We start from the raw sequence: 26823 nt of genomic DNA on the forward strand, positions 1-26823 counted from the left end.
CATCAGGCCCCGGACCATGATCGGTCCGGGGCCTTTTGGCTGGTGCCCCCGGCAGGATTCGAACCTGCGACACCCGCTTTAGGAGAGCGGTGCTCTATCCCCTGAGCTACGAAGGCGAAGGCGCCCTCCGTGAGGAGGTGAGCCCACTGGTCGGACATGGTGCGCGGTGCTCCGCGGTCTTGCTCGGTCGCGGGGCGCGGCGTACCGATGACCGACCAGGGACAGCGTAGCGGATACGTGCCGGTGAAGGTCGTCGGTATGAGGGCAGGGGGTGGGGGTGGCGCCCGGGGAGGGCGGCGGGCGGGGCGCTTGCTCGGTCCCCGCCCGTCCCGCTCGTCCCCGTCAGGGTGTGATGAGGATTTTTCGGCTCTGGCCCGCTGCGAACTGGGACAGGGCCTGGGGGTAGTCGGCCAGGGGGAGGCGGTGGCTGATGAAGATCTGGGGGTCGAGTACTCCGGTGGCGAAGAGGTCCGCGGCGCGTTCGAAGCTGTGCAGGACGGCCATGGAGCCGGTGATGGTGATCTCCTGGTTGTAGATGCGGTACGGGTCGATCGTCACGCGGGTCGCGTAGTCGGCGACGCCGAACTGCAGGAAGGTGCCGGCCTTGGCGACCCGCTCCAGCCCGTCCTGGATCGCCGCCGCGTTGCCGGTGGCGTCGACGACGAGGTCCCAGCCCTGCGGCCGGTCCAGCTCGTCCGCGTCGGTCGCCGTGGCGGAGACGCCGAGCTGGTGGGCGGTGGCGAGGCGGTCGGGGTTGAGGTCCACCATGTCCACGCGGGCCGCGCCGGTCCGCTTGGCCAGCTCCAGCATCATCAGGCCCATCGTCCCCGAGCCGTAGATCAGGACGTGCGCGCCGAGGCGGGACCGCAGGACGTCGTAGCCGCGCACCGCGCAGGAGAGCGGCTCGATCAGGGCGGCGTCCTGGGTGCGGACGTGCTCGGGCAGCTTGACGCAGTTCGCCACCGGGGCCACCGCGTACTGGGCCGCCCCGCCCGCCGTGGTGACGCCGATCGCGGCCCAGCGTTCGCACATGTTGTTGTGGCCGGTGCGGCAGTGGCGGCACTCGTTGCAGTACAGGGAGGGGTCCACGGCGACCCGGTCGCCGACGGAGAGTTCGGTCACCGCGCTGCCGACGCCGACGACCTCCCCGGCGAACTCGTGGCCGGGGACGATGGGCAGCTTGGGCGCGAACTCGCCCTGGAGGATGTGCAGGTCCGTGCCGCACAGCCCGCAGGCGGCCACGTCCACCACGACGTCGCGCGGTCCCGGGGTGGGGTCGGGGACCGTGGTGACGGTGACCTTGCCGGGGGCTTCGATGAGGGCGGCTTTCACTTGACTGCTCCTAGGGACAGACCGCGGACCAGCTTGTCCTGGGCGGCCCAGCCGGCGATGAGGACGGGCAGGGACACCAGGGTGGCGGCGGCGCACAGACGGGCGAGGAAGAGACCCTCGTTGGTGATGAACCCGACGAGGAACACCGGGGCGGTGGAGGCGTTGGTGGCGGTGAGGTTGACGGCGAACAAGAACTCGTTCCAGCTGAAGATGAAGCAGATCAGCGCGGTGGCGGCGACCCCGGGCATGGCGACGGGGGCGACGATGCGCAGCAGCACGGTGGGGAGTCCGGCGCCGTCGACCTCGGCGGCCTCCAGGATCTCCTTGGGGACCTCGGCGAGGAAGGAACGCATCATCCACACCGCGATCGGCAGGTTCATGGCGGTGTAGAGGACGATCAGCGTCCAGACGTTGTCCAGCATCCCGGCGTCCTTGACGATCAGGTACACCGGCAGCAGCGCCGCGATGACGGGCAGGAACTTCGTCGACAGGAAGAAGAACATCACGTCGGTCCACTTCTCGACCGGCTTGATGGACAGCGCGTAGGCCGCCGGAATCGAGAGGGCGAGGACGAGGAGCGTCGAAATGACGCTCGCCATGGCCGAGTTGAGAAGGTACGGGGTGATGTCCCGGCCCAGCAGCAGTTCGTACTGGTCCAGGGTGAAGGGCGCGAGCAGGCTGGGCGGGTTGGTGGCGGCGTCGGCCTCCTGGTGGAAGCTGGTCAGCACCATCCAGGCCACCGGGGCGAAGAAGACCAGGGTGGCGAGCCAGGCGACGAAGGCCCACACCGGGCTCAGCCGCGGTGAGTCGCCCTGACCGCCCTGACTGCCCTGACCGCTCCGGTCGTTCTTGCGGCGGAGGAACTTCTTGCGCCCGGCCGCGGGAGTGGCGGCCGGCGCCGCCTGGGTGGTGGTCACCGGGAGACCTCCTCGCGGAACAGCGACGCGATGGTGCGCAGGGCGAACGTGGCGATGAGGATGGAACCGATCACCACGACCACGCCGGCGGCGGCCGCCTCGCCGTACTCGTACTTGCGGAACATGGTCAGGTAGATCTCGTAGGGGAGGTTGGTGGTCTGCGAGCCGGGGCCGCCCTGGGTGATGGTGAAGACCGCGTCGAAGGTCTGCACGACGTAGATGGTGCCGAGCAGGACACCCAGTTCGATGTACTGCCGCAGGTGGGGCAGGGTGATGTGGCGGAAGGTCTGCCGGGCCGAGGCGCCGTCGACCCGGGCGGCCTCCAGCACGTCGCCGGGCTGGGCCTGGAGCCCGGCCAGCAGGATGAGCATCATGAACGGGGTCCACTGCCACACCAGCGCGACGACGACGGCCGGCATCGCGGAGTTCGACACCCAGTCGACGGTGGGGCCGCTCTCGGCTCCGAAGAGGCGGTACACCGCGTTGAGGGTGCCGTTGAGGAGGCCGTAGTCGGGGTTGTAGATGGCGTGCTTCCACAGCAGCGCGGCGGCGACCGGCATGACCAGGAACGGTGTGATGAGCAGGGTGCGGGCCAGGCCCCGGCCGGGGAAGCGGCGGTCGAGGAGGAGCGCCAGCCCCAGCCCGAGAACCACACTGAGGATCACCACCGACGCGGTGAGCACGATGGTGTTCAGTACCGCCGTGCGCAGCCTCTCGTCGGTGAAGACGAAGCCGTAGTTGGACAGGCCGGTGAAGTGCCGTTCGCCCGGCTTGAGGATGTTCCACTGGAAGGTCGAGATGACGAGCGTGGCCACGAACGGCAGCTGGGTCACGACGATCGTGAAGATCAGCGCCGGCAGCAGTGGGATGCGCCGCCGCCACTTGTGCGGCGTCTCGCGTTTGCCCGGCCGGTGCGGGGGGTCCGTGCGCACCGATCGGGGTGCGGGAGTGAGCGTGGTCATGAGGGGTCCTTGAGCCGGCCGGTCGCAGCCGATCGCGGCCGGGGGTGGGGAAGAAGCGGTGCCCGGTCGGCGGACGCCGACGGGGTGGCGTCCGTCGATGCGGAGGAGGGCGTACCGGGCACCGCGGCGGGGGCGCTGCCCGTCAGGGCGTCGGCGTCCGACGGGCAGCGGGATTCACCGGAGGGTGACCGGGCGGGTCACCGGTAGTTCTTGGCGACTTCCTCCGCGAGCTTCTGGCCGTTGTCCAGGGCCTTGTCCACGCTGGTCTTGCCCGCGATGGCCGCGGAGATGTCCTGCGTCACCTTGGTGCCGAGGTCCTGGAACTCGGGGACGGCCACGAACTGGACGCCCACCGTGGGCCGCGGCTGCACACCGGGGTTCGTCGGGTTCGCCTGCTCGATGGACTTGAGGGTGATGTCACCGAAGGCCGCCGCCGCCTTCTTGTACTGGGGGATCTCATAGGTGCTGGCCCGCTTCCCGGCGGGAACACGCGACCAGCCCAGCTTCTCGCCGACGAGCTTCTCGTACTCCTTGCCGGACGCCCAGAGCATGAACTTCGAGGCGGCGTCGGCCTTCTTGGTGGTCTTCGGCATCGCCCAGGCCCAGGTCCACAGCCAGCCGGAGCTGTCCGTCCTGTCCACCGGCGCGTAGGCGTAGCCGACCTTGCCCGCGATCTTGCTGGAGCTGGGGTCCTCCAGCGGTCCCGCCGCACTGGTCGCGTCGTACCACATCGCGACCTTGCCCTGGCTCATCGCGTTGAGGCACTCGGTGAACCCGGACTGCGCGGCGCCCGACTGACCGTGCTTCCTGACCAGGTCGACGTAGAAGTCGGTCGCCTTCTTGAACTCGGCGCTGTTGACCCGGGCCTTCCAGTCCTCGGTGAACCAGGTGCCGCCGAAGGTGTTGACCACGGTCGACAGCGACGCGCCGAGCTCGCCCCAGCCGGCCAGGCCGCGCAGACAGATGCCCTTCATGCCGGGGCGTGCGCCGTCGGCCTTGGCGGCGATGTCGGCGATCTGCTGCCAGGTCGGCCTCTCGGGCACGGTGATGCCCTTCTCCGCCATGACCTCCTTGTTGTACATGAGGAAGGACGACTCGCCGTAGAACGGAAGCGCGTACAGCTTGTCGTCGTCGCCGGACAGGGACTGGACCATGGGCTTGAGCAGGTCGTCCTTGTCGAAGGCGGAGTCCTTCTCGGCGTAGGAACTCAGCTCCTGCAGCCAGCCGTTCTCGTTCCAGATGGGCACCTCGTAGGCGCCGATGGTGGCGACGTCGTACTGGCCGGCCTGGGTGGCGATGTCCTGGGTGACCTTGTCGCGCAGTTCGTTCTCGGGAAGGATCGTGAAGTTCACCTTGATGCCGGTGTCCTTGGTGAAGGTGTCCTTCGTCAGCTTCGCGATGTCCTCCATCTGCGGGTTGCCGACCATGAGGACGTTGATGCTCTCGCCCCCGGCTTCCGAACTCGACCCGCCGGCCCCGCTGCACGCGGCCAGCAGCGAACCGGCGGAGACGGCGACGAGCACGGCGCGGGTGGTTCTCCGGACTCGGGTGGTCTTGTGGGTGGGCATGGTTGGCTCCAGAGGTGTTCGAGGGCGTGGAAGGCCCGCGCCCGGCCGGGCGAGTGGTGAGTGCGTGGTGTGTGATGCGTGGTGTGTGGTGCCTGGTACGTGATGGGTGGTGTGTGGTGCGTGGCGTGTGTGGGGGAGAGCCGTGGGGTCAGACCCGGATGACCTGCGGTCCCAGGAGGACGTAGCGACGGGCTTCGGCGGCGGGGAGCCCGGTGTCGGTGACGATCGCCTCCAGGTCCCCGATCCCGGCGAAACGACAGAAGCTGGCCGCTCCGAACTTGCTGTGGACGCCCGAGAACACCCGGCGTCGGGAAACAGCCATGACCTGTGTCTTCACATCGCTCACCGCGGGGTTCGGAGTGGTGAGCCCCCATTGGCGGGAGATGCCGTTCGCGCCGACGTAGGCCAGGTCGATGACGAGGTCGGACAGCGTGTGGGTCACCCAGTGGTCGACGGTCGCCAGCGTGGCGCCGCGGACGCGGCCACCGAGCAGCAGCACGGTGATGTTCTCGACGGAGGCCAGGGTGCCGGCCGCGGCGAGGGAGGAGGTGATCACGGTCAGCGGCCGGTCGCGAGGCAGGCCGGCGGCGATGAGCTGCGGGGTGTAGCCCTCGTCGATGTACACCGTCTTCGCGTCACCGAGCAGGCCCACGGCTGCGGCGGCGATCCGCGACTTCTCCCTGACCTGGCTGGTGGTGCGGTAGGAGAGCGTCGTCTCGAAGCCGGCGCTCTCGACGGGGTAGGCGCCGCCGTGGGTTCGCCGCACCAGCCCGTGAGCCGCCAGCAGGTTCAGGTCGCGCCGTACGGTCTCCTTGGAGATGCCCAGGTCGGCGGCCGTCCTGGCGACGTCCACCGAGCCGGCCCGGCGCGTCACTTCCAGGATGGAGCGGCGGCGTTCTTCGGCGTCCACGGCGGCACCTCCCCTGCGCGACTCGGGCCGACACCCGGTCGGGCCGTTTCCGGTGTGGCGCGATCGCGCCCCACAGAGTCCGGTCCGTTCGGACTCTTGCGGACTATTTATGGCTACGCCCAGGGTTATGACCAGGCAAAACGTCATGCGTTCCGTGACCGGATGTGCCCGTTTCGCAGTTCCTGTTCTCGCAGACAGGGGCCTTCTTCGGCCAAGAACGGAGCATGATCCCCACCCGGTCCGCTCGGAACGGTGCCCGTTTGCTGCCCGCTTCCCTTCCGCGCTGCCTGTTCTCGACGGCGGAAGCGAGCCCCCACCCGCCCGGCCGGGCATCCGCGCGGGCCTCGGACGAGGGGTCAGGCTCGGGTGATCTGCACTCGGTACTCCGGCGTTCTTGAGCCGGAGCCCGTGCCGGAGCCCGTGCCGGAGCCCGTGTCGGAGCCCGTGTCCGAGGCCGAGTCCGTGTTCGGGGTGGTCGGCTCCAGGACCTTGACGCGGATTCCCGCCCTGCGGTCGATGAAGGTCTCGCCGGGGGTGAAGGTGGCGTCGGAGAGTTCCGCGTGGACATTGGGGATACGGGTGCAGCCGCCGCTGTTCCGGCGGGAGTCGTAGACCGTGACGGGGCCCATTCCGGTGTCGACGTCCGCGTCGACCTTGTAGATGAGGATGCCGGGGCGGCACACCGCCTCGTCGTTGCCGGCCCGGGTGCGGAACTCGACGGCGTAGCCGGAGCTGGTGTCCAGCGGGAGGAAGACGAGTTTCGGGCCGCCCGACTCGGCCAGCGGCGTCAGGGTGTACACACTGGTGCCCGTGCCCGCCGCGCAGTGCACCTGGGGCGCGTCCAGCCAGCCCAGTTTCCACTTGTGCCAGCCGAGCAGGTCGTTGTCGGCGCCCCAGTCCTCGCTCATGATGTCCCAGTGGCCCACGGCGCCGCCGCCCTCGGCCGTGTAGAGGTCGGGCAGGCCGAAGACGTGGCCGTTCTCGTGGGGGAGGACGCGGTAACCGGTGCGGTCCAGGGAGCCGGAGCCGTCGTCCTGACGGGAGTAGACGAACGACGCGTTGGCGATGGGCACGCCGTCCGCCGTCGGGGCCTCCGCGTTGCCCGCGAAGGTCACCGACAGGACCGTGTCCAGGGCGGAGGGCCCCGCGTTCGGGGTCACCAGTACGTTCACCAGGTCGTACGCACCGAAGTCCACCTTCGGGTCCGCCTCCGCCACGAGGTCCCGGACCAGTTTGCGGTAGTCGGGGTCGAAGGGGGCGCCGCGCTCTATGCCGTAGTCCCGGAACGACTTGGGCATCCGCAGCCAGCCGGGGATCGGCAGCTCGGGGCGGTAGTCGAGGCGGCCGTACGAACTGGTCCGGAACCACTTCTGCGTCTGCGGGAAGAACTCCCTGTAGCGGTCGAGGGCATCGCCCTCGCCGGGGGCGTCCGAGAAGTCGACCAGGAGGGTGAGGGCGCGGACGGTGCCGGTGGAGCGGGTGTAGCCGGCATCCGTGGGTATGCCCTCCGACATCTGCACCTGGCGGGCGCTGCTGATCATGCACGGGCCGTGTGAGGAGGAGGGGGCCAGGGCGCTGGGGCCGGGGGCCGAGGTGTACGGGGAGAGGTGGCCGTTGCCGGCCGAGGGTATGGCGGCGAGGGTCAATGCGGTCACGGACGCCAGGGCGGCCAGTCGGCGCGGGGATATCCGGCTGCTGGTCGGCTGCGCCTGCATGCGGGGGACCTCCGCTCCACACGGCAGCCGCCGGTCTCCGACTGCACCCTTTCGATCACCCTCTGTCGCGGGGTGCGTGGGCGCGCGCTGGAGGGGCCGATCGTGCGGTTTCCGGGGAAACGGGGTGGGACGGGGTGGGAGGAAGGGGGTGGGACGGGGTGGGAGGGGCGGTGACGCCCGCCCGCGCGAATGTGACGCAGGTCACGCGAAGAGTTTCCCGGGTGGGAAATAAGCGGGGACCGCTTCCCCGTTTGGACCTGTGTTCGCGTGAAGCGGGGATTTCTTCCCCGGATCGCGGGAGCGAGCAGAACGTTCAGTGAGCAGAGCGACAGGAGTGCATCGTGCAGACCGCCCCTTCCGCATCGCGCAAGGTGTCCCGGCCCCGTGCCGACGCCCTGCGCAACCGGGAGCGGATCGTCACCGCCGCCCGGGAGATGTTCGTCGAGTTCGGCCCCGACGTGCCGTTCGACGACATCGCCCGCCGGGCCGGCGTGGGCAATGCCACGGTGTACCGCAACTTCCCCGACCGCGACGCGCTGGTGCGCGAGGTCGTGTGCGCCGTGATGGACCGTACGGCGGAGGCGGCCGAGCGTGCACTCGCCGAGACCGGGGATGCCTTCGAGGCGCTGGAGCGCTTCGCGCACACCGCCGCCGATGAGCGGATCAGCGCGTTGTGCCCGATGATCGCCGGCACCTTCGACCAGAACCACCCCGATCTGGGGGCCGCGCGTGTACGTGCCGAGGGGCTCGTCGCACAGATCATGGACCGCGCCAAGGCGGCGGGTCAGCTCCGTGCCGATGTGGACTTCGGTGATCTGCTGGTCGGCATCGCCCAGCTCAGCCGGCCGCCGGCCGGTACGGGGTGCCTCGACGCCGACCGGTTCGTCCACCGCCATCTCCAGCTGTTCCTGGACGGGATGCGGGCCCCGGCCCGCGGTGTCCTGCCGGGTGCGGCGGTGACAGTGGAGGACCTGCGCGCGCACTGAGCGCTCCTTGACCGAGTTCCAGTCCGAGTTCCAGTCCGACCTTCAGACCGAATTCCAGGCCGACCTCCAGACCAAGACCCGTAGAGCTGTCTCGACGGCCGTCCCCCGTGGGCGAGTCGTTCCCTGACGACATCGTTTTTTCGTCTCAAGCTCTGAATTTTCCGTCACGAAGTCCCGAAGTGGGTACCCCCATGCCTGAAACAGCGTCAAAGTCCCCCGGCGTACCGGGAGCACGGAACACACCAGGAGCACGGAACGCGCCGGACGCACGGAACGCGCCGGACGCCAACCGCTGGAAAGCGCTCGTTTTTATCGCGCTCGCCCAGCTGATGGTCGTCCTGGACGCCACCATCGTGAACATCGCCCTGCCCTCCGCCCAGCAGGACCTGGGCATCTCCGACGGCAACCGGCAGTGGGTCGTCACGGCCTACTCCCTCGCCTTCGGCGGACTGCTCCTCTTCGGCGGGCGGACAGCCGACCTGTGGGGCCGCAAGCGGGCCTTCGTGCTCGGCCTGGGCGGCTTCGCCGCGGCCTCCGCGCTGGGCGGAGCGGCGACCAACGAGGCCATGATGTTCGGCGCCCGCGCGCTGCAGGGCGTGTTCGGCGCGCTGCTCGCGCCGGCCGCGCTGTCCCTGCTCGCGGTGATGTTCACCGACGGCAGGGAGCGCGCCAAGGCGTTCGGCATCTACGGTGCGATCGCGGGTGGCGGTGGCGCCGTCGGCCTGATCCTCGGCGGTTTCCTCACCGAGTACCTGAACTGGCGCTGGACGTTCTTCGTGAACATCCCGTTCGCCGTCGTCGCCGCGACCGGCGCGTACTTCGTCATCCGTGAGCCGAAGGGCGGCCGCAACCGCTCGTCGCTGGACATCCCCGGCGTGGTGCTGTCCACCCTGGGCCTGGTCGCGCTCGTCTACGGCTTCACCCGCGCCGAGTCCGAGGGCTGGAGCGACTCGCTGACCGTCGGCATGTTCGTCGCGTCGGCCGTCCTGCTCCTGGCGTTCGTCCTGGTCGAGTCCCGGGTCAGGGCGCCGCTGCTGCCGCTGCGGGTGATCACCGAGCGCAACCGCGGCGGGGTCTACCTCTCACTCGGCCTGGCGGTCATCGCGATGTTCGGCCTGTTCCTCTTCCTGACCTACTACCTGCAGGTCGTGAAGGGCTACTCGCCGGTCAGGACTGGTTTCGCCTTCCTGCCGATGGTCGCGGGCATGATCACGGGCTCCACCCAGATCGGCGCACGGCTGATGACCCGGGTCGCGCCCCGGCTGCTGATGGGACCCGGCTTCCTGGTCGCCGCCGTCGGCATGCTGCTGCTGACCCGGATGGAGATCGGCTCCTCCTACGCCGCCGTACTGCTGCCCGGCATGCTGCTGCTCGGTCTCGGCATGGGTACGGCGTTCATGCCGGCCATGTCGCTGGCCACCCAGGGCGTCGAGCCCCGGGACGCGGGCGTCGCCTCCGCGATGGTCAACACCTCGCAGCAGGTGGGCGGCGCGATCGGCACGGCCCTGCTGAACACGATCGCGGCCTCGGCCACCACGTCCTACATCGCCGACCGCGTCGGCGGCGCCGCGAGCCGGTCCCAGCAGCAGCTGGTGCGGCTCGAGGGCATGGTGCAGGGCTACACCAGCGCGATCTGGTTCGCCGTCGGCATCCTCGTCCTGGCCGCGGTCATCGCCCTGACCCTCGTCGACGCGGGCCGCCCGGGAACCACGGTCACCGGGTCCTCCGACGGGGCCGGCCGGGGCGCGGGGGGCACCGAGGGCGCTCAGGAGGAAGCGGCGGTGCCGGTCGTCGCCCACTGACCGCCGTCCCTCCGGGCCACCCGTACGGATGAGGAGGGGACGCCTCGTCCGTACGGCTCCCAGGACCTGCCCCGGCTCCCGCGCTCAGCGGAGCCAGGGCAGGTCCGCACCCGCTTCGCTGGGCTGGAGTCCCTCGGCGATGATCTCCATGATCTCGCCGAGGGACTTCTGCTGTTCGGGGGTGAGCCGGTCGAGGAGCGCCTGCCGTACGGCGTTCACGTGACCGGGCGCGTGCCGGCGCAGCACCTCGAAGCCCTCGTCGGTCAGTACGGCGAACTGGCCGCGCTTGTCGGAGGGGCAGTCCTCGCGGCGCACCCAGCCGTTCTTCTCCAGGCGGGCCACGGCGTGCGAGAGCCGGGAGCGGGTGATCTTCGCCAGCATCGCCAGCTCGGTCATCCGCAGCCGCCGCCGCGGTGCCTCGGCGAGTTTGACCAGCAGACTGTAGTAGAGGTGCGGCATGCCCGCGTCCCGCTGGAGCTGGCGGTCGAGGTGGTCCTCCAGGAGGGTGCTGGCCTCGATGTACGAGCGCCAGACGCGCTGTTCCTCGTCGCTGAGCCAGCGTGGTTCGTCGGTGCGCGCCGGGTCGGGGGCCGAACCCGGGGCCGATGCGGATGTGGGTGCCGTCGTCATGCACTCCACTGTACGACGCTTCTGCTTGAAGGTTAAACAAAATTGCGATAGGGTTTGGGGTAGAGGTTGAGAGTTCAAGTAAAAAACGCCACTGTCCACGCGAACTCAGGACAGATCTGCACCGATCACCGGAAGGAGTCGCAGCCATGACCGCCGCCACTCAGGAACGCATGCCCGCGCTGTACCTCAGCCACGGCGCACCGCCACTGGCCGACGACCCCATCTGGCCCGGTCAGCTGGCTGCCTGGTCCGCCGAACTGCCCCGCCCGAAGGCGATCCTCGTCGTCTCCGCCCACTGGGAGGAGGCCCCGCTCGCCCTCGGCGCCACCGAGACGGTCCCCCTCGTCTACGACTTCTGGGGCTTCCCCGAGCACTACTACCAGGTGAAGTACGGCGCCCCCGGCGCTCCGGCGCTCGCCGAGTCCGTGCGCAAGCTGCTGCGCGCCCCCGGCACTCCCGTGCAGGACGTTCCCGACCGCGGGCTGGACCACGGCGCCTACGTCCCGCTGGTCGAGATGTTCCCCGGGGCCGACATCCCGGTGCTCCAGGTCTCCATGCCGACGCTGGACCCGGTGAAGCTCATGGACATCGGGCGGAAGCTCGCGCCGCTGCGTGACGAGGGCGTGCTGATCATCGGTTCCGGGTTCTTCACCCACAACCTGGCCGCGCTGCGGCAGGGCGGCATCCCCAGGTGGTCGACGGAGTTCGACGACTGGGGGAACCGGGCCCTGGACGCCGGTGACGTGGACGGGCTGCTCGACTTCACCCGCAAGTCCCCGGCGGGCGCGCTCGCCCACCCGCGCACCGAGCACTTCGCACCGCTCTTCGTGACCATGGGCGCCGCGGACGCCGCCGGCGACCTGGACACGCAGAAGTCGGTGATCGACGGGTTCTGGCTGGGGCTGGCGAAGCGGTCGGTCCAGTTCGGCTGAGGCCTGAGGTCTGAGGCCTGAGGGCTGCAGTTGCGGTGACGGGTGCACGGGTGCACGGGTGACAGGCGACGGGTGGCGGTGGCGGGCGGCCGGAGCGCCCGGTGCCCGCCACCCGGTGCCGCCCGGGGCGACTCCGTGACAACCATCGGGCGGTACGGGCCGTCTACAAAAGAAGAAGCGGTCAGGGGCGGGGCGGTGCTCCTCCCGGGTGAGGACCGCGGTGTCGAGCGTGATTGTCGTCTCACGCGCGCACTGGTCCTGCAGATCGGTGAGCGGTGTCAGATCACCCTCGGCTCCCGGCCTGACCTGGGCTTTCGTGCAGGGCGACGGCGTCCGCGTCCCCTGTGGCCCGACAGGGTACTGCATGATCACAAAATTCGGGGGGCGGGTTGGGAATTCTGTCCGGATTCCAGTCGTTGTTTCCAGCAGATGCCGGGCACTCGAGCAGAGTCCGCATGAGACCGAGACGCAGACCTGACCGTACGTGCCGAGTATCCGCAGGAACCACCCGCTGACTCATCATCGTAAGGGAGCAAGCATGGCAACCCGTGCCGTCGCCCGTCGTAAGTCCGCCTCCGGCGAGACGGCCGACTCGGCAAGCAGTGTTCGCGCCCATCGCGGCGAGATAGCCGACCGTGACCTGGTCGGGATGTACCTCGACGAGATCGCGCGCACGCCGCTGCTCGACGCAGCCAAGGAAGTCGAGCTGTCCCAGATCATCGAAGCGGGTGTGTTCGCACGGCAGATCCTCGACGGCACCGAGGAGAACACGGTGGGGGCCACCACCGAGGAGCTCCAGGCGCTGTACGACGCGAGTGAGCGGGCCAAGGACGTCTTCATCCGTTCCAACCTGCGTCTGGTCGTCGCGGTCGCCCGTCGTTACCCCCGCAGTGGTCTGCCGCTCCTGGACCTGATCCAGGAGGGCAACGCCGGCCTGGTGCGCGCGGTCGAGAAGTTCGACTACCGCAAGGGCTTCAAGTTCTCCACCTACGCCACCTGGTGGATCCGTCAGGCCATCACGCGGTCGATCGCCGACCAGTCCCGCACCATCCGCCTGCCCGTCCACCTGGTGGAGGAGCTGGGCCGGATCCGGCGCGTGCAGCGCGAGTTCAACCGCGAGCACGGCCGGGACCCCGAGCCCGCGGAGATCGCCGCCGAGCTCGGCTCCACCCCGGAGCGGGTGACGGACGTGCTTGACTGGGCCCGCGACCCGGTCTCGCTGAACATGTCGGTGGACGACGAGGGTGAGACCCAGTTCGGCGACCTCCTGGAGGACACGTCGGCGGTGTCGCCGGAGCAGTCGGTGATGACGCTGCTGCGCAGCGAGGAGCTGGACGACCTCATAGGCCGCCTCGACCAGCGCACGGCCTCCATCATCAAGATGCGGTACGGCATCGAGGACGGCCGGGAGCGCACGCTGACCGAGGTCGGCAAGCAGCACGGCCTGACCCGTGAGCGCATCCGCCAGATCGAGAAGCACGCGCTGCTGGAGCTGAAGAAGCTGGCCCGCGACACCGGTTTCGACGCGGTGGCGTAGTGCCGGCGCGGCGCCGGAGCAGGACTGCTGTGGCGCCGCCGTGAGTGTCGGGTGGTGAAAGACGGCGCAAACCTGACGCCGTGACACTGCTTCAACCCCCTGAGCCCAGGGAACAAGAAGGCAAGGCCCGGGAGTTCGGTTCTCGAGGTCTCGGCCTCCTGGGTCTTGTGAACCACGTCCCGTCGCACCACCCCCCCGGCGCCGGGACTTCCCGAGCCGGGTTCGGCGCCCTCCCCCCGGGTGCCGGGCCCGGCTTTCCCCATCCCCACCGGAGCCCCCGCCGGACGGCCGGACGGACGGACAGGAAAGCGGGCCACCCCGAACCTGAACCCCGGGGTGGCCCGCCAGATGGCAGATTGTGCCACATGGGCATAGCCTGCTGGGCGTGAGCAGCACCCCCACGCCTTCGACACCGTCGTCGGCTCCGCGGGCCTCACTGACCGAGCGGCGCAAGGCCGAGACCCGTATGGAGATCGCCCGCGCGGCGGCCGGCCTCTTCGTCCGTGAGGGCCTGCGGGCCACCCGTGCCGAGGACATCGCCCAGGCGGCGGGCATCGCCCCGCGCACCTTCTACCGGTACTTCGCCGCCAAGGAGGAGGCCATCGCCCCCCTCTACGAGGCCGGGGCCCGGCGCTGGGTGGAGGCGGTGCGGACGGCGCCGCCCGGGACATCCGTGCCGCAGGCCCTGGAGGACGCCGTGCGGTACACCCTGACGCCGGGTGTCGGGGTGTCGGAGGCCTCCTGGGGGTGGATGCGCATCCTGATCCGGCTGGCACACACCGACCCCTCCCTGCGCCGGGTGTGGGCGGAGGTGTGCCAGGCGTCGGAGCGTGCGCTGGCGGAGGCGCTGGCGTCGCGGCTGCCGGTCGGCGGGTCGGGGGAGAACCGGGTGACGGGTGGTCAACTCCCGTGCGACAGCGTTGCCGTGGACACGCGGCTGCGCTTCGCCGCCGCCGTCGCCAGTGCCGCCGTGCGCACGGCGACGGAAGGCTGGGCGGCAAGCGACGCCCCCGCCGAGGGCCCGCAGGGGCCGGCGGAACTGGCCCTGGCCAACCTCGCGGTGCTACGGGATTTCCCTTGGGGCGATCTGACGGCGATGTCCTGACGGCGATGTCCTGACGGCGATGTCCTGGCGGTGACGTCTTGCCGGCGATGCCCCTGCGGTGGAAGTCCGCGTGTCCTTCCTTCACCGCCCTGCCGCAGCCCTCGTCATCCGCGCCCCCAACTTCCTTACGCTCTCCACCAGTTCCGCGGGTTCCCGCACCGTGAAGTCGTAGCCGAGCATGGCCAGGCGTACCGCCGTCCAGTCCTCGGGGCCGCTCATCGTCGTGCGCAGCCGGCAGCTTTGCTCGTCCAGCGGCTCCGGCGTGCCCAGCCGGCCCGGCAGCCGCGCCGCGACGGCCTCGGCCGGTGCGGCGAAGGTGACGTCGAGGTCGTACGACTCCTGCGCGCGGTGCATGGACTGCCGCAGGTACTCCGCCGCGCTCCCGGTCGGCAGCTCACGCGGCGTGAACCTCGCCCCGGTCGCGAACGGCTCGCTCACCCGGTCGACGCGGAACGTGCGCCAGTCGGCGCGGTCGAGGTCGTACGCCACGAGGTACCAGCGCCGCTCGGTCGACACCAGCCGGTACGGCTCCGTCACGCGCCGGGACTCGGTGCCGTCGGCCGCCCGGTAGGCGAACCGCAGCCGTTCCCGCCCGGCCACGGTGGCGGCCATGACGGTCAGCGTCTCGGGTGCGATGGTCGGGCCGTCCCCGCTGATCAGCGGGGTGGTGGCGGCCTGGAGGGTGGTCACCCGGTGGCGCAGCCTGCTGGGCAGCACCTGCTCCAGCTTGGCCAGCGCCCGCACGGAGGCCTCCTCCACGCCTTCCAGGGCGTGCCCGGCACCGGCGCGCAGTCCGACCGCGATGGCCACCGCCTCCTCGTCGTCGAGCACCAGCGGTGGCATCGCCTTGCCCGCGACCAGCCGGTAGCCGCCGCCCGAGCCCAGCGTCGCCCGCACCGGGTAGCCGATGTCGCGCAGCCGGTCGATGTCCCGCCGGATCGTGCGGCGGGACACCCCGAGACGGTCGGCGAGTTCGCCGCCGGGCCATTCGCGGGGCGTCTGGAGGAGGGAGAGGAGCTGGAGCAGCCGGGCGGGGGTGTCCGTCGTCATGGTTTCGAGGGTGCCGCAGAACCAGGACACGATCTGACCTGTTTCGGTCACCCGTCCACCCGTCCACCCGTTTCCGTGCCGCCATCGGAGGGTGTCAGCAGAGAGCAGACACAAACAGAAGTCCGTTCACGCCCGCTTGGATCCGTTTCTGTTTACTTTCCGGGCATCTCGCCGTAGCCTTCGAAGAGAAACCACGTGTTCGGGCATTGGTCGGAGGTGAATGGGCATGTACGCACCGGAGCGCCAGCAGGAGATCCTGCGGCTCGCCCGGGACGGCGGCCGGGTGGATGTGATCTCGCTGGCTGAGCACTTCCAGGTGACGGCGGAGACGATCCGCCGGGACCTGAAGTCCCTCGATCGCGCGGGCCTGGTCCGCAGGGTGCACGGCGGGGCCATCCCCGTCGGGCGCCTCGACCTCGAGCCGGACCTCGCCGAGCGTGAGACGACCGCCGCCGCCGAGAAGGAGCGCATCGCCAAGGCCGCCCTCGCGGAACTCCCGAACGAGGGCACGATGATCGTCGACGCCGGTTCGACGGTGGCGTTGTTCGCCGGCTCCCTGCCGGTGGAGCTCTCGCTCACCGTCGTCACCCACAGCCTGCCCGTCGCGGCCCGCCTCGCCGACCATCCCGGCATCCAACTGCACCTGATCGGCGGCCGTGTGCGGCACCGCACGCGTGCCGCCGTGGACGCCTGGGCGCTGCGCGCGTACGGCGAGATCCGCGCGGACGTGCTGTTCGTCGCGGCCAACGGTTACTCCGTCGAACACGGTCTGACCACCCCCGACCTCGCCGAGGCCGCGGTGAAGCGCGCGGCCATGGCGGCCGCCCGTCGCGTGGTGCTGCTCGCCGACTCCTCCAAGCACGGCCAGGAGCACTTCGCCCGCTTCGGCGGCATGAGCGACGTGGACCTGCTGATCACCGACAGCGGGCTGAGCCCCGAAGACGCCCTCGCGATCGAGCGCGGCGGCACGGAAGTAGTGCGTGCATGATCCTCACCGTCACCCCCAACCCGTCCCTGGACCGTACGTACGAGGTCCCCGCGCTGGACCGCGGCGGGGTCATCAGGGCCACCGGCGAACGCGTGGACCCGGGCGGCAAGGGAGTCAACGTCTCCCGCGCCGTCGCCGCGGCCGGCCGGCGCACCGTGGCCGTCCTGCCCCTGGGCGGCGCCCCGGGCGCCCTGGTCGCCGAACTGCTGGACGCGCAGGGCATCGAGGTCGCTCCGGTTCCGGTGGCCGGTGCCACCCGCTCCAACATCGCGCTCGCCGAGGCGGACGGCGTCCTGACGAAGATCAACGCGCCCGGTCCGGAACTGACGGCGGACGAACAGGAGTTGCTCCTGGAGACGGTCCACCTGCAGTCGCGGGGTGCCGACTGGATCGCCTGCTGCGGCAGTCTCCCGCGCGGCCTGGAGCCCTCCTGGTACGCCGAGCTGGTCGCACGGGCGCACGCCTCCGGAGTGCGCATCGCCCTGGACACCTCCGGGCCCGCGCTGGCCGCGGCGCTGCGCGAGCGTCCCGACGTGGTGAAGCCGAACGCCGAGGAACTCGCCGAGGCCGTCGGACGCCCCCTGGCCACCGTCGGCGACGCGGTGAAGGCGGCCGGGGAGCTGCGCGAGATGGGCGCCCGCGCCGTGCTCGCCAGCCTGGGCGCCGACGGGCAGGTGCTCGTCGACGAGCACGGCACCTGGTTCGGCACCGCCCGGGTGGACGTCGTCCGCAGCAACGTGGGCGCGGGCGACTCCTCGCTCTCCGGCTTCCTCATCGCCGGCGGGCACGGGCCGGAGGCACTCGCCTCGGCGCTCGCCCACGGAGCGGCGGCCGTCCAGACACCCGGCAGCGTGATGCCCACGCCGGGCGACCTGGACCCGGCCGCGGTGACGGTCACGGCAACGGTGCCGGTCGACCGTGCACTGAAGGAGCCGGTGTCGTGAACGCCCGCACCTCCCGTGCCGCGCACCCCGCCTCCGCTGCCTCGAACGTCGGCCCAGGCGCCGAACTCCGCAGCCCCACCGTCCCCCACCGCATCACCGTCCCCGTTGTCCCTTTCGCCCACCCCACGCCCCGGGCGATACGCGTGCGAAGGAGCCCGCGATGAGCGAGATGATCACCGCGGATCTGGTCGACCTCGACCTGTCCGCCGACACCAAGGAAGCGGCGGCGCGAGCCCTCGCCGAGCGGATGGTGACCCTCGGCCGGGTGACCGACCTGGAGGGTTTCCTCGCCGACGTGGCCGCCCGTGAGGCTCAGATGCCGACGGGTCTCGACGGCGGCATCGGCATCCCGCACTGCCGCAGCGAGCATGTCACCGAGCCGACGCTGGCCTTCGGGCGCAGCGCCGCCGGGATCGACTTCGGTGCCGCGGACGGGCCCGCCGATCTGATCTTCCTGATCGCCGCGCCGGCGGGTGCGGACGACGCTCACCTGACGATCCTTTCGTCGTTGGCCCGGAAGCTGATGAACGCCGAGTTCACCGACGCGCTCCGGTCGGTCGGCGACGCGGAGGGCGCGGCGGCGCTCGTCCGCGGGGACGAGCGGCCGGCGGCGGACGAGTCGGTATCCACGGCACCCACGGCGGTTACGGCTGGGGCTGACAGCTCTGACAGCTCTGACAGCTCTGACGGCTCCGCCGGTGCCGCAGACGTCACGGACACCGCGGACTCCGTGGCGGCGCCGGTGGCGGCCTCCACCGGTGCTGCCACGGGCACCACCGACGCGGCGGGCACGCCCGGTGCGGGCGGGGACGCGCGTCCCTTCCGGATCGTCGCCGTCACCTCCTGCCCCACCGGTATCGCCCACACGTACATGGCGGCCGAGGCGCTGGAGAACGCCGGCCGGGAGGCGGGCATCGAGATCGCCGTCGAGCCCCAGGGCTCGGCGGGCTTCGAGCGGCTCGACCCGGCCGTGATCGCGGCGGCGGACGGTGTGATCTTCGCCCACGACGTGCCCGTCCGGGAGAAGGAGCGCTTCGCGGGCAAGCCGACCGTCGACACCGGCGTCAAGGCAGGCATCAACCGCCCCGCCGAGCTGATCGACGAGGTCCGCGGCAAGGCCGAGCGCGGTGAGGTCACCGCGGCCGCCGCATCCACCGGTACGCCCGTGGACCGCGCCGGTGAACCCGGCGAGGGCTACGGCACCAAGCTGCGCAAGTGGCTCATGTCCGGCGTCAGTTACATGGTCCCGTTCGTCGCGGCGGGTGGTCTCCTCATCGCCCTCGGCTTCGCGATCGGCGGCTATGAGATCAACGAGGCGCCGTCGGTGATGGAACACTTCGTGTGGACCCAGGCCGACAGTTGGGGCGCCCTGCTCTTCCAGATCGGCGGCGTCGCCTTCGGCTTCCTCGTCCCGGTCCTGGCCGGGTACATCGCCTACGGCATGGCCGACCGGCCCGGACTCGTGCCCGGCTTCGTCGGCGGTGCGATCTCCCTCACCATCAACGCCGGCTTCCTCGGCGGCCTCGCGTCCGGTCTGATCGCCGGTGCGGTCGTGCTGGCGATCCAGCGGGTGCGCATCCCGGCGGCGCTGCGCGGCATCATGCCGGTGGTGGTGATCCCGCTGATCTCCTCGGCGGTGGTCGGCTTCCTGATGTTCGTGGTGATCGGCAAGCCGATCGCCTCGGCGCAGAAGGGCATGACCGACTGGTTGAACGGCCTCACCGGCACCAACGCCATCCTGCTCGGCACCCTGCTCGGCCTGATGATGTGCTTCGACCTCGGCGGCCCCGTCAACAAGGTCGCGTACACCTTCGCCACGGCCGGTATCGCGGTCGCGAGCCCCAGCGACTCCGCGATGAAGATCATGGCTGCGGTGATGGCGGCCGGTATGGTTCCGCCGCTGGCGATGGCCCTGGCCACCACGGTGCGCGGCAAGCTCTTCAACCAGACCGAGCGGGAGAACGGCAAGGCCGCCTGGGTCCTGGGCGCCTCCTTCATCTCCGAGGGTGCGATCCCGTTCGCGGCGGCCGACCCGCTGCGCGTGATCCCCGCCTCGATGGTGGGCGGCGCGGTCACCGGCGCCCTGTCGATGGCCTTCGGCGCCACCCTGCGCGCGCCCCACGGCGGTATCTTCGTGGTCCCGCTGATCGGCAACCCGTTCCTCTACCTGGTCGCCATCGCGGCGGGTGTCTGCGTCACGACGGCTCTGGTGATCGTCCTGAAGAGCCTGCGCAAGTCGGCTCCGGGAGCGGGTGGCGCGAGTACGGACAAGGGTTCGGCGGCCTCGGCGGCCGAGGCGAAGCAGCCGGTGGCCGCGTGATGCGGCGGACGGGAACGGGCTGCGGATTGCCCCTTTAGGTACGCATAGGTGATCCCTGGGTGCATATATGTCACTCCAGGTAATTCACAGCCGTTCGCGACAACTGCGATATAGATCACGTTCACCACGGTCCGGGACCAAAGTCCCGGACCGTGGTGTGTACTGGGGCGCATGCCTGAGCACGACTCGATCTTGAGGATGGCGGGCACCGCCGTCCTCACCGTGGTGGCCGTGGCCTGCACCGTGGGCCTGGCCGGTGTCCTGCGGCGCGGACGCGAACGCGGGCGGGGCGGGGACATTCACCCCTGGCAGGGACCGGAGCCGGAGCTGGGACCGGGGCTGAGCTCCGGGTCGGCGCCGGGGTACGCGGCCCCGGCGGGGCAGGCGCTTCGGGCGTCGCGCGCGATTCCGCGCCAGCGGCGGACGGGTCCGCGGGCGGAGGAGGTGCGGCTCACGCCGGCGGAGCGCGAGGCGTTCGCCGTGCTGGTGCGGCGCTTGGCCGACGGTACCGCGGGCGACTGTTGAACCGGGTCGGGGCGAAACCCGGGGCCGTCGAGCCCGGGTCAGGGAACCTGTGCGGCGCGGCGCTCCATCGCGTCCCGGGCGGCGTCCTCGGTGCCGTACACCTCGCACATGTGCCGTCCGTCGGGTGTGGCCGTGTGTTCCACTTCCCAGAGGGACATCTCCACGCCGTCACGCAGCAGGAACGCGTGCTCGTACAGGGAGAAGCTCAGTCCTGAACGCCTTGGGCGCCCCGCGCGGTACGGGCGGCCGAAGGCCTGGGTGATCTGGTGGGCGAACGCCGTGGTCAGCAGCGCGGCCGTCCCGGGGCCCGGACGGTCCGTGTTCTCCGCCCGGCGCAGTAAGCGGCGCGCGTGGTCCGCCGAACCGTCGGGGACGTAGACCGGTCGGGGCGTGGGGATCCGGGACAGCTGCACCACCACCGGCAGCTCGAAGTCCGGGGTCTCCGGCGGCAGCGGCAACCGGGCGGTCGCGACCCGCAGTTCCTCCTCGTCCGCATACACCTCGTGCTCGGGCTCGCTGCCCGGGGTGGCGTTGTGGACGAGTTCCCAGAGCGTGAGCGCCGAGCCGTCGGCGAGCAGCCAGGTGTGCCGGTACGTCTCCCGGTGCAGGCCGGCGCTGTGATGCGCGGAGTGCAGCGAACTGTCGTGTGCCAGCGCGCAGTCGAGCCGGTGCACCGCCTCGTCGGGCAGTTCGAAGGAGTTCAGGGCACGGCCGAGCAGTCGCGCGAGATGCTCCTCAGGAGACTCGGGCGAGTCGGCTGGTTCGTACGCTGCCGTCTCGTACGGAACGCTCAAGGTTTCTCCCGGCGTTGCTGCATGTCACCCAGTGGGTGCATACCGTAGCCCCTCGGGCGGACATCATGTCCGTGAACTGAGAAAAAGGTACGGTGGGGGAACGAACGAGGGGCGCGAGAAATTCCCACCCGCTCAGGCGGCCCTCCCATACTCCCTGCTCAGTCGCCACCCCTGGTGCGAGTCGCCGGGCCGTCGGCCGTCGAGCCCGGACTCCGCTCAGCGGTCACCGCGCTCCGCACACCGGTCGGCGCCGGTTCGCCCGTCGGCCCCCGCACATCTACGCGTCCGCCTCGCCGTACAACTCCCGGTACGACGGCCAGGCTCCGCCCGGTCCGTCCACCGACTCGGCCGCGCGCACGGCCCGTACGATCGCGCGCGTCACCAAGTCGGCGCCGGCCGCGAGGATCCCGTTCAGGGCGAGGGGGTTCGCGGCGTCGAGTGGGCGGGCGCCCGTGGCGAGGGCGAACACCGTGTCCCCGTCGTTGAGCAGATGCACCGGCCGCACCGCCCGCGCGATGCCGTCGTGCGCGGTACCGGCCAGCTTCTGCGCCTGGGCCTTGGACAGGTCCGCGTCGGTGGCGACCACCGCGAGTGTGGTGTTGAGCGGGGGAGGGCCGTTCCGCCCGGCGAGGCCGGCGAGCCGCCGGAGCGCCGCCCCGTGCACCTCCGGGTCCGGATGACGGATCCGGCCACCCTGGAACAACTCCCCGTACAGCACCCCTGTTTCCGGATCCATCGCCGCCCCCGCCGCGTTGGCCACCACCAGCGCGGCCACCGTGATCCCCGAATCCAGCACCCTGCTCGCCGTGCCGATCCCGCCCTTCACCGCTCCGACCACGGCCCCCGTGCCGGCGCCCACGCATCCCTCCGGCACCCGCGCCCCCGGTGCGGTCGCCGCTGCCGCCTCCACCGCGGCACGCCCGGTGGCCGCGTCCGGACGGGCCCGGAAGTCGCCGCCCCGGCCCAGGTCGAAGACACAGGCGGCCGGCACCACCGGCACCACGTGCGCGGGGTCCGGTCCGACGCGGACCCCGCGGCCCCGCTCCTCCAGCCAGGCCATCACCCCGGAGGCCGCGTCGAGTCCGTAGGCACTGCCGCCGGTCAGGACGACCGCCTCGACCTTCTGCACGAGGTTGCGGGGATCGAGCGCGTCGGTCTCCTTCGTGCCGGGACCGCCGCCGCGTACGTCCACGGCGGCCACGGCGCCGCCCTCGGGCGCGAGCACGACCGTGGTGCCGGTGAGCAGGCCGCCGCCGGAGCGGGTCGCGTGTCCCACGCGGACACCGGCCACATCTGTGAGCGCGTCAACTGTCATGGCGCCAGTCTCGTGCAGGGCGCTCCTCCCGCGCGGTCACCGACGGAGGAGGGGAACGGCGAGGTCGTACCCTGGGGGTATGAGCACTGCCCCCGAACCCCGGCCGCGCGAGCCGAAGCCCGCGCTGGTCTTCGACGATCCGCTGGACCAGCAGTCCTCGGACGACACGGACCGGGGGTGGGGCGAGCGCCCGTCCGGCGACAGCGCCTCGGACCTGAAGCGCTTCCTCGACGAGAAGCCGCCCCACCACATCTGACCGGGCGCTGCCCGGCGGTCCGACGACCGGATGCCGTGCCGGTGCCCGCTATCGCGCGCCGTTGTTCGAGCCGCGCTGTGCGACCAGTTCGTCGCGGATCTCCTTGAGCACCTCCAGCTCGGAGATCTCGACGACCTCCTGCGTGCCCTCCCTCGCCTTCCTGCGGGCCTCCACCCGGGCCAGGTAGCGAGCCATCGGCAGCACCATCAGGAAGTAGACGACAGCGGCCGTGATCACGAACTGGAGCGTCGAGCCGAGGACCGAGCCCCACAGGATCCTGACACCCGTCGCGGCGTCGCCGGTGCCCGTGCAGGGGCCCTTCAGGCACGAGCTGTAGCTGTCCAGGTTCTGGGTGCCGAAGGCGCCGACCAGCGGATTGATCACGCCCTTCACCACCGAGTTGACGATGTTGGTGAAGGCCGCGCCGATGACCACGGCCACTGCCAGGTCGACGACGTTCCCGCGCATCAGGAAGGCCTTGAAGCCCTGCCAGATGCTCGGTTCGTTCTTCTCGCTCACCTCGGAGCTCCATCTCGTGTGCGTGACGCCGGGAATCGAACGCTCCGCAACCTACGACAGGGCACCGTCCAACTGCCCAGTGGGGCTCCTCGAACGAGGTACTCGATATGGAGGCGGTGCCAGCGGTCGACGAACCCTCACCACAGCGCCACCGCCAGCCGTGCCGTGGCGCTCGCGCCCGCGAGCTCGGCAGCGGTGGCACGTGGAACCGACAGCACCACCAGGGCCCCGCCCGCGTCCGGGGCCTCCAGCGGCTCCGGCACCTCCGTGACCCGTGCTCCCCGCGCGACCACGCGGGCTCCACCGCCCGCCGCACCGCCCGTGCCCCGCTCCTCGGCGGCGATGACGTCGACCCGGTCGCCCGGCCGCAACAACCGCACCGTGGCGGCGTCGGCGATCCGCACCGGCGCCGTGACGCGGGCTCCCGCACGCCGAGCCCCTACGACACGGTCTCCTGCGGACCCGTCCGCCGAGGCGGCCGACGCCGACGCGGCGCGCGTGCCAGAAGCGCCGTCCGGATGCCCGCGGGACCGGTCCGTCTCCCGTGGGCCCGCCGCCACCAGCACCACCGCCGTGACGGCGAGGCCGACCGCCGCGGCCCGCCGCCGGTGCCGGACGAGCCGACCGGACCGCAGCAGACCCCCACGCACCCGCACCGGTGCGAAGTGCGGCACCTCGCACCGGGGTGGGACCCCGGCTGTAAAGGAGGAGAAAGATAAGGAAGGGGAGGAAGAGGAGGAAGGGGAGTGGTGTGAGGACTCACGGGGCGGAGGGAACGACACGGGACACCACCTGCGGCGAGGGAACGGCTTGCGCACCCCACGATGAGGCTTCCCGCCGTTCTCCGCCGGACCCTGTGGACACACCGCGCCTTGTGGAAAACTCCCTCACCCGAACGTGCGGCCCTACGGCAGCGCGAACCCCGGATCCATCCCGCCCAGTGCCGAGGTGCACAGGCAGTCCCGCTCCTCCGTGGCGGGCAGCGCCGCCACCGCGTCGAAGAGCACGTTCCGCAGGCGGTCCACGTTCGCCGCGAACACCCGCAACACCTCGTCGTGCGAGACGCCCTCGCCGGTCTCGGCGCCTGCGTCGAGGTCGGTGACCAGGGTCAGGGACGTGTAGCAGAGCTCCAGCTCACGGGCGAGCACCGCCTCGGGATGGCCGGTCATGCCCACCACCGACCAGCCTTGCGCCTGGTGCCACAACGATTCGGCGCGGGTGGAGAAGCGCGGCCCCTCGACCACGACCAGTGCGCCGCCGTCCACCGGCTCCCAGTCCCGCCCGCGCGCCGACTTCAGGGCGGCCGCCCGGCCGACGGGGCAGTAGGGGTCGGCCAGCGACACGTGCACGACGTTCGGCACCGTGCCGTCGGGCAGCGGCAGCCCGTCGAAGTACGTGCCGACCCGGGACTTCGTACGGTCCACGAGCTGGTCCGGGACCAGCAGTGTCCCCGGCCCGTACTCGGGTCGCAGCCCGCCCACCGCGCACGGCCCGAGCACCTGGCGGGCGCCGACGGACCTCAGCGCCCACAGGTTGGCCCGGTAGTTGATCCGGTGCGGCGGCAGATGGTGGCCGCGCCCGTGCCGGGGGAGGAAGGCGACCCGCCGACCGGCCAGCTCGCCGAGGAAGAGGGAGTCGCTGGGCGCCCCGTACGGGGTGTCCACGCGGACCTCGGTCACATCGTCGAGGAAGGAGTAGAAACCGGAGCCGCCGATCACGCCGATCTCGGCGTTCGCCTTGTGCGCCATGTTCGCCATGCTCCGCACCCTAACCGCCCCGGAAACGCCCCGGGAGCGCCCGGGAAAACGCCGAGGACCCCGTCGTCGGACGACGACAGGGGCCCGCGGGAAGGCGGCCTTACGCGGCGGTGGTGCTGGTGGAGCCGGTCGACGAGCCCGAGGACGTCGAGGAAGCCGACGATGTCGAGGAGGACGACGAGCTCGTCGAGGAGTCGGACGACTTCGACGCCGCCGGGGTGCTGCTCGACGAGGAGCCGCGGCTGTCGTTGCGGTAGAAGCCGGAGCCCTTGAAGACAATGCCGACCGCCGAGAACACCTTCTTCAGGCGGCCCTGGCAGTTCGGGCACTCGGTCAGAGCGTCGTCGGTGAACTTCTGCACCGCCTCGAGGCCCTCGCCGCACTCGGTGCACTGGTACTGATAGGTGGGCACTGTCTTCCTCCTGGCACTCTCACTCGATGAGTGCTAAACGACGATTCATAGTGCCGTATTCCTCGTGCTCAGTCCACTGCGACGGGCGAGCGGTGACCCACGCCACGTGCGACGGTGCGTCCGTGCGGGGCCGGCACCAGCCGTGACCGCAGCGCCAGCAGGGTCACCAGGGCGAGCACCGTGCCGCCCATCGGCACCAGGAAACCGGCGCCGGCCCACAGGCGGTCCTCGAACTGTCCGGAGACCGTGACCGCGGCCGCCTGACCGAGTGCCACCGCGCCGGTCAGCCAGGTGAAGGCCTCGGTGCGGGCCCCCGCCGGGACCAGGTCGTCGACCATGGTGAAGCCGGTGATCAGGGCGGGCGCGATGCACATGCCGACCAGGAGCCCGAGCCCCGCGAGGAGCAGCGACGACTGGGCGGTCCACAGGGCGGACGCGGTCACCGCGAGTGCCACGTACCCGACGAGGAGGCGCCGCTGCGGGGCGACCTTCCAGGCGATGGCGCCGCAGGCGATGCCGGAGAGCATGTTGCCCGCGGCGAAGACGCCGTACAGGACGCCGTTCAGGCCGGGTTCGCCGATCGACTCGGCGTACGCGGCCAGCGACACCTGCATGCCGCCGAAGACGGACCCGATGCCCAGGAAGGTGACGACCAGGACGCGCACCCCGGGGACGCGCAGGGCGGAAGCGTGCTTCACGCGCGCGTGCCCGCCGGTGGCGACCTCGGGCTGCGTGGCCTTCTGCGCGGCGAACAGCAGGCCGCCGACCAGGGTCAGCGCGGCCTCGGTCACCAGGCCCGCGGCCGGGTTCACGGCCGTGCACAGGGTGGTGGCCAGCAGTGGTCCGACGACGAAGGTCAGCTCGTCGGTGACGGACTCGAAGGCCGCCGCGGTGGTCATCAGCGGGGAGCCCTTGAGCTTCACGCCCCAGCGGGCGCGCACCATGGGCCCGATCTGGGGCACCGAGGCACCGGTGGGCACGGCCGCGGCGAACAGCGCCCACAGCGGGGCGTCGGTCAGCGCCAGCGTGGTCAGGGCCAGCGCGGACAGGGTGTGCAGCAGAACGCCGGGGACGAGCACGGCGCGCTGCCCGTAGCGGTCGGCGAGCCGGCCGCTGAAGGGCGCGAACAGGGCCATGGACACACCGGTGACCGCCGCGACGCCGCCGGCCGCGCCGTACGAACCGGTGGTGTGCTGCACCAGCAGCACGATGGAGATGGTGAGCATCGCGAACGGCTGGCGTGCCGCGAAACCGGGGAGCAGGAACGTCCAGGCGCCGCGGGTGCGCAGCAGTCGGCCGTATCCCGGACGGGAGGTGGCCGCGGGGCCCTTCGACGTGGTGACCGTGGATGCCACGGCCCGTGCCTTTCTGCCGCCTGGTGGCGCGCGGCCCTTCACTGTCGGGCTTCGGGCACGCCGAGAGCTGTCCTCTTGCGCTGACTGCGGTAGATGCCGGGTGCCACAGCTCGGGGCGTGCCGGCCGCCATACGGTCGCGCCAGCTCTGCGTCAGGCAGAGTTGGTTCGATCTGGGTACTCCGTGCATGTTA

25 protein-coding genes and 1 tRNA gene are annotated in these 26823 nt (G+C 71.1%); 10 read left to right on the forward strand and 16 right to left on the reverse strand.

Translation table 11 applies throughout. From position 1 onward, the window contains the following. Positions 1-40: 40 nt before the first annotated feature. The 7 genes from AC6F7H_RS16220 to AC6F7H_RS16250 form a co-directional block, all read right to left on the reverse strand. A tRNA-Arg gene (locus AC6F7H_RS16220) sits at positions 41-116 on the reverse strand. Positions 117-342: 226 nt separating this feature from the next. After that, positions 343-1332, reverse strand: a complete 990-nt coding sequence (locus AC6F7H_RS16225) for a zinc-dependent alcohol dehydrogenase family protein (protein WP_500757676.1) — start codon at positions 1330-1332, stop codon at positions 343-345. After that, a complete protein-coding gene (locus AC6F7H_RS16230; protein WP_500761858.1) occupies positions 1329-2129 on the reverse strand; it encodes a carbohydrate ABC transporter permease in 801 nt (266 codons plus the stop codon). Before AC6F7H_RS16230 ends, AC6F7H_RS16225 begins: the two co-directional genes overlap by 4 nt. A 116-nt stretch (positions 2130-2245) precedes the next feature. Beyond that, on the reverse strand, positions 2246-3211 hold the full coding sequence (locus AC6F7H_RS16235; RefSeq protein ID WP_500757677.1) for a carbohydrate ABC transporter permease: 966 nt from the start codon (positions 3209-3211) through the stop codon (positions 2246-2248). Between the two features lie 197 nt (positions 3212-3408). Further along, positions 3409-4779: an ABC transporter substrate-binding protein gene (locus AC6F7H_RS16240; RefSeq protein WP_500757678.1), complete on the reverse strand. Its 1371-nt coding sequence runs from the start codon at positions 4777-4779 to the stop codon at positions 3409-3411. A 148-nt stretch (positions 4780-4927) separates the two neighbouring features. Beyond that, the gene (locus AC6F7H_RS16245; RefSeq protein ID WP_500757680.1) at positions 4928-5689 is read right to left on the reverse strand and encodes a DeoR/GlpR family DNA-binding transcription regulator; all 762 of its coding nucleotides are present in this window, start codon (positions 5687-5689) and stop codon (positions 4928-4930) included. Positions 5690-6045: 356 nt separating this feature from the next. Next, on the reverse strand, positions 6046-7404 hold the full coding sequence (locus AC6F7H_RS16250; protein WP_500757681.1) for a M6 family metalloprotease domain-containing protein: 1359 nt from the start codon (positions 7402-7404) through the stop codon (positions 6046-6048). 341 nt (positions 7405-7745) lie between these two features. On the opposite strand from AC6F7H_RS16250, the gene AC6F7H_RS16255 reads away from it, so the two are divergent. Beyond that, positions 7746-8390: a TetR/AcrR family transcriptional regulator gene (locus AC6F7H_RS16255; protein ID WP_500757682.1), complete on the forward strand. Its 645-nt coding sequence runs from the start codon at positions 7746-7748 to the stop codon at positions 8388-8390. Positions 8391-8581: 191 nt separating this feature from the next. Continuing rightward, positions 8582-10192: an MFS transporter gene (locus AC6F7H_RS16260; protein ID WP_500757683.1), complete on the forward strand. Its 1611-nt coding sequence runs from the start codon at positions 8582-8584 to the stop codon at positions 10190-10192. 84 nt (positions 10193-10276) lie between these two features. On the opposite strand, the gene AC6F7H_RS16265 is transcribed toward AC6F7H_RS16260, so the two are convergent. Then, positions 10277-10822 (reverse strand): MarR family winged helix-turn-helix transcriptional regulator, encoded by a 546-nt coding sequence (locus tag AC6F7H_RS16265; RefSeq protein ID WP_363043364.1) that lies wholly within the window; start codon positions 10820-10822, stop codon positions 10277-10279. Positions 10823-10968: 146 nt separating this feature from the next. Here AC6F7H_RS16265 and AC6F7H_RS16270 point away from each other — a divergent pair, with 146 nt between their 5' ends. From AC6F7H_RS16270 to AC6F7H_RS16280, 3 genes are all read left to right on the forward strand, one after another. Further along, a complete protein-coding gene (locus AC6F7H_RS16270; RefSeq protein WP_500757684.1) occupies positions 10969-11754 on the forward strand; it encodes a dioxygenase family protein in 786 nt (261 codons plus the stop codon). 538 nt (positions 11755-12292) lie between these two features. Then, positions 12293-13291 (forward strand): sigma-70 family RNA polymerase sigma factor, encoded by a 999-nt coding sequence (locus AC6F7H_RS16275; protein ID WP_500757685.1) that lies wholly within the window; start codon positions 12293-12295, stop codon positions 13289-13291. A 466-nt stretch (positions 13292-13757) separates the two neighbouring features. After that, entirely contained in the window at positions 13758-14396 is a 639-nt protein-coding gene (locus AC6F7H_RS16280) for a TetR/AcrR family transcriptional regulator (RefSeq protein ID WP_500761860.1), read from the forward strand. A gap of 81 nt (positions 14397-14477) precedes the next feature. Here the strand turns inward: AC6F7H_RS16280 and AC6F7H_RS16285 are convergent, their stop codons facing one another. Further along, positions 14478-15446 carry a helix-turn-helix transcriptional regulator gene (locus AC6F7H_RS16285; protein ID WP_500761862.1) on the reverse strand — a complete coding sequence of 323 codons (969 nt, stop codon included), beginning with the start codon at positions 15444-15446 and terminating at the stop codon, positions 14478-14480. A 226-nt stretch (positions 15447-15672) separates the two neighbouring features. Between AC6F7H_RS16285 and AC6F7H_RS16290 the strand changes: the two genes are divergently transcribed. The 4 genes from AC6F7H_RS16290 to AC6F7H_RS16305 all read left to right on the forward strand — a co-directional run bounded on the left by AC6F7H_RS16290 (position 15673) and on the right by AC6F7H_RS16305 (position 20223). Next, a complete protein-coding gene (locus tag AC6F7H_RS16290; protein WP_500757686.1) occupies positions 15673-16434 on the forward strand; it encodes a DeoR/GlpR family DNA-binding transcription regulator in 762 nt (253 codons plus the stop codon). Continuing rightward, positions 16431-17378: a 1-phosphofructokinase gene (gene pfkB / locus AC6F7H_RS16295; RefSeq protein ID WP_500757688.1), complete on the forward strand. Its 948-nt coding sequence runs from the start codon at positions 16431-16433 to the stop codon at positions 17376-17378. Before AC6F7H_RS16290 ends, pfkB begins: the two co-directional genes overlap by 4 nt. A 160-nt stretch (positions 17379-17538) precedes the next feature. Continuing rightward, on the forward strand, positions 17539-19698 hold the full coding sequence (locus AC6F7H_RS16300) for a PTS fructose transporter subunit IIABC (RefSeq protein ID WP_500757689.1): 2160 nt from the start codon (positions 17539-17541) through the stop codon (positions 19696-19698). Positions 19699-19869: 171 nt separating this feature from the next. Next, positions 19870-20223, forward strand: a complete 354-nt coding sequence (locus tag AC6F7H_RS16305) for a hypothetical protein (protein ID WP_500757690.1) — start codon at positions 19870-19872, stop codon at positions 20221-20223. Positions 20224-20261: 38 nt separating this feature from the next. Here AC6F7H_RS16305 and AC6F7H_RS16310 read toward each other — a convergent pair whose 3' ends face one another. Beyond that, positions 20262-21017, reverse strand: a complete 756-nt coding sequence (locus tag AC6F7H_RS16310) for a DUF6227 family protein (protein WP_500757691.1) — start codon at positions 21015-21017, stop codon at positions 20262-20264. Positions 21018-21294: 277 nt separating this feature from the next. Continuing rightward, positions 21295-22332: a P1 family peptidase gene (locus AC6F7H_RS16315; protein ID WP_500757692.1), complete on the reverse strand. Its 1038-nt coding sequence runs from the start codon at positions 22330-22332 to the stop codon at positions 21295-21297. Between the two features lie 79 nt (positions 22333-22411). On the opposite strand from AC6F7H_RS16315, the gene AC6F7H_RS16320 reads away from it, so the two are divergent. Continuing rightward, positions 22412-22588 (forward strand): hypothetical protein, encoded by a 177-nt coding sequence (locus AC6F7H_RS16320; RefSeq protein ID WP_109380318.1) that lies wholly within the window; start codon positions 22412-22414, stop codon positions 22586-22588. Between the two features lie 48 nt (positions 22589-22636). Here AC6F7H_RS16320 and mscL read toward each other — a convergent pair whose 3' ends face one another. The 5 genes from mscL to AC6F7H_RS16345 form a co-directional block, all read right to left on the reverse strand. Beyond that, on the reverse strand, positions 22637-23107 hold the full coding sequence (mscL, locus tag AC6F7H_RS16325) for a large conductance mechanosensitive channel protein MscL (RefSeq protein ID WP_500757693.1): 471 nt from the start codon (positions 23105-23107) through the stop codon (positions 22637-22639). A gap of 137 nt (positions 23108-23244) precedes the next feature. Further along, positions 23245-23781 carry a hypothetical protein gene (locus AC6F7H_RS16330; RefSeq protein WP_500757694.1) on the reverse strand — a complete coding sequence of 179 codons (537 nt, stop codon included), beginning with the start codon at positions 23779-23781 and terminating at the stop codon, positions 23245-23247. 231 nt (positions 23782-24012) lie between these two features. Further along, on the reverse strand, positions 24013-24855 hold the full coding sequence (locus tag AC6F7H_RS16335; RefSeq protein ID WP_500761864.1) for an S-methyl-5'-thioadenosine phosphorylase: 843 nt from the start codon (positions 24853-24855) through the stop codon (positions 24013-24015). A 109-nt stretch (positions 24856-24964) separates the two neighbouring features. After that, on the reverse strand, positions 24965-25276 hold the full coding sequence (locus AC6F7H_RS16340) for an FmdB family zinc ribbon protein (RefSeq protein ID WP_109380315.1): 312 nt from the start codon (positions 25274-25276) through the stop codon (positions 24965-24967). A 68-nt stretch (positions 25277-25344) separates the two neighbouring features. After that, positions 25345-26631, reverse strand: a complete 1287-nt coding sequence (locus AC6F7H_RS16345; protein WP_500757695.1) for an MFS transporter — start codon at positions 26629-26631, stop codon at positions 25345-25347. Between the last annotated feature and the right edge of the window lie 192 nt (positions 26632-26823).

Source organism: Streptomyces sp. MMS24-W38, from assembly GCF_059889265.1.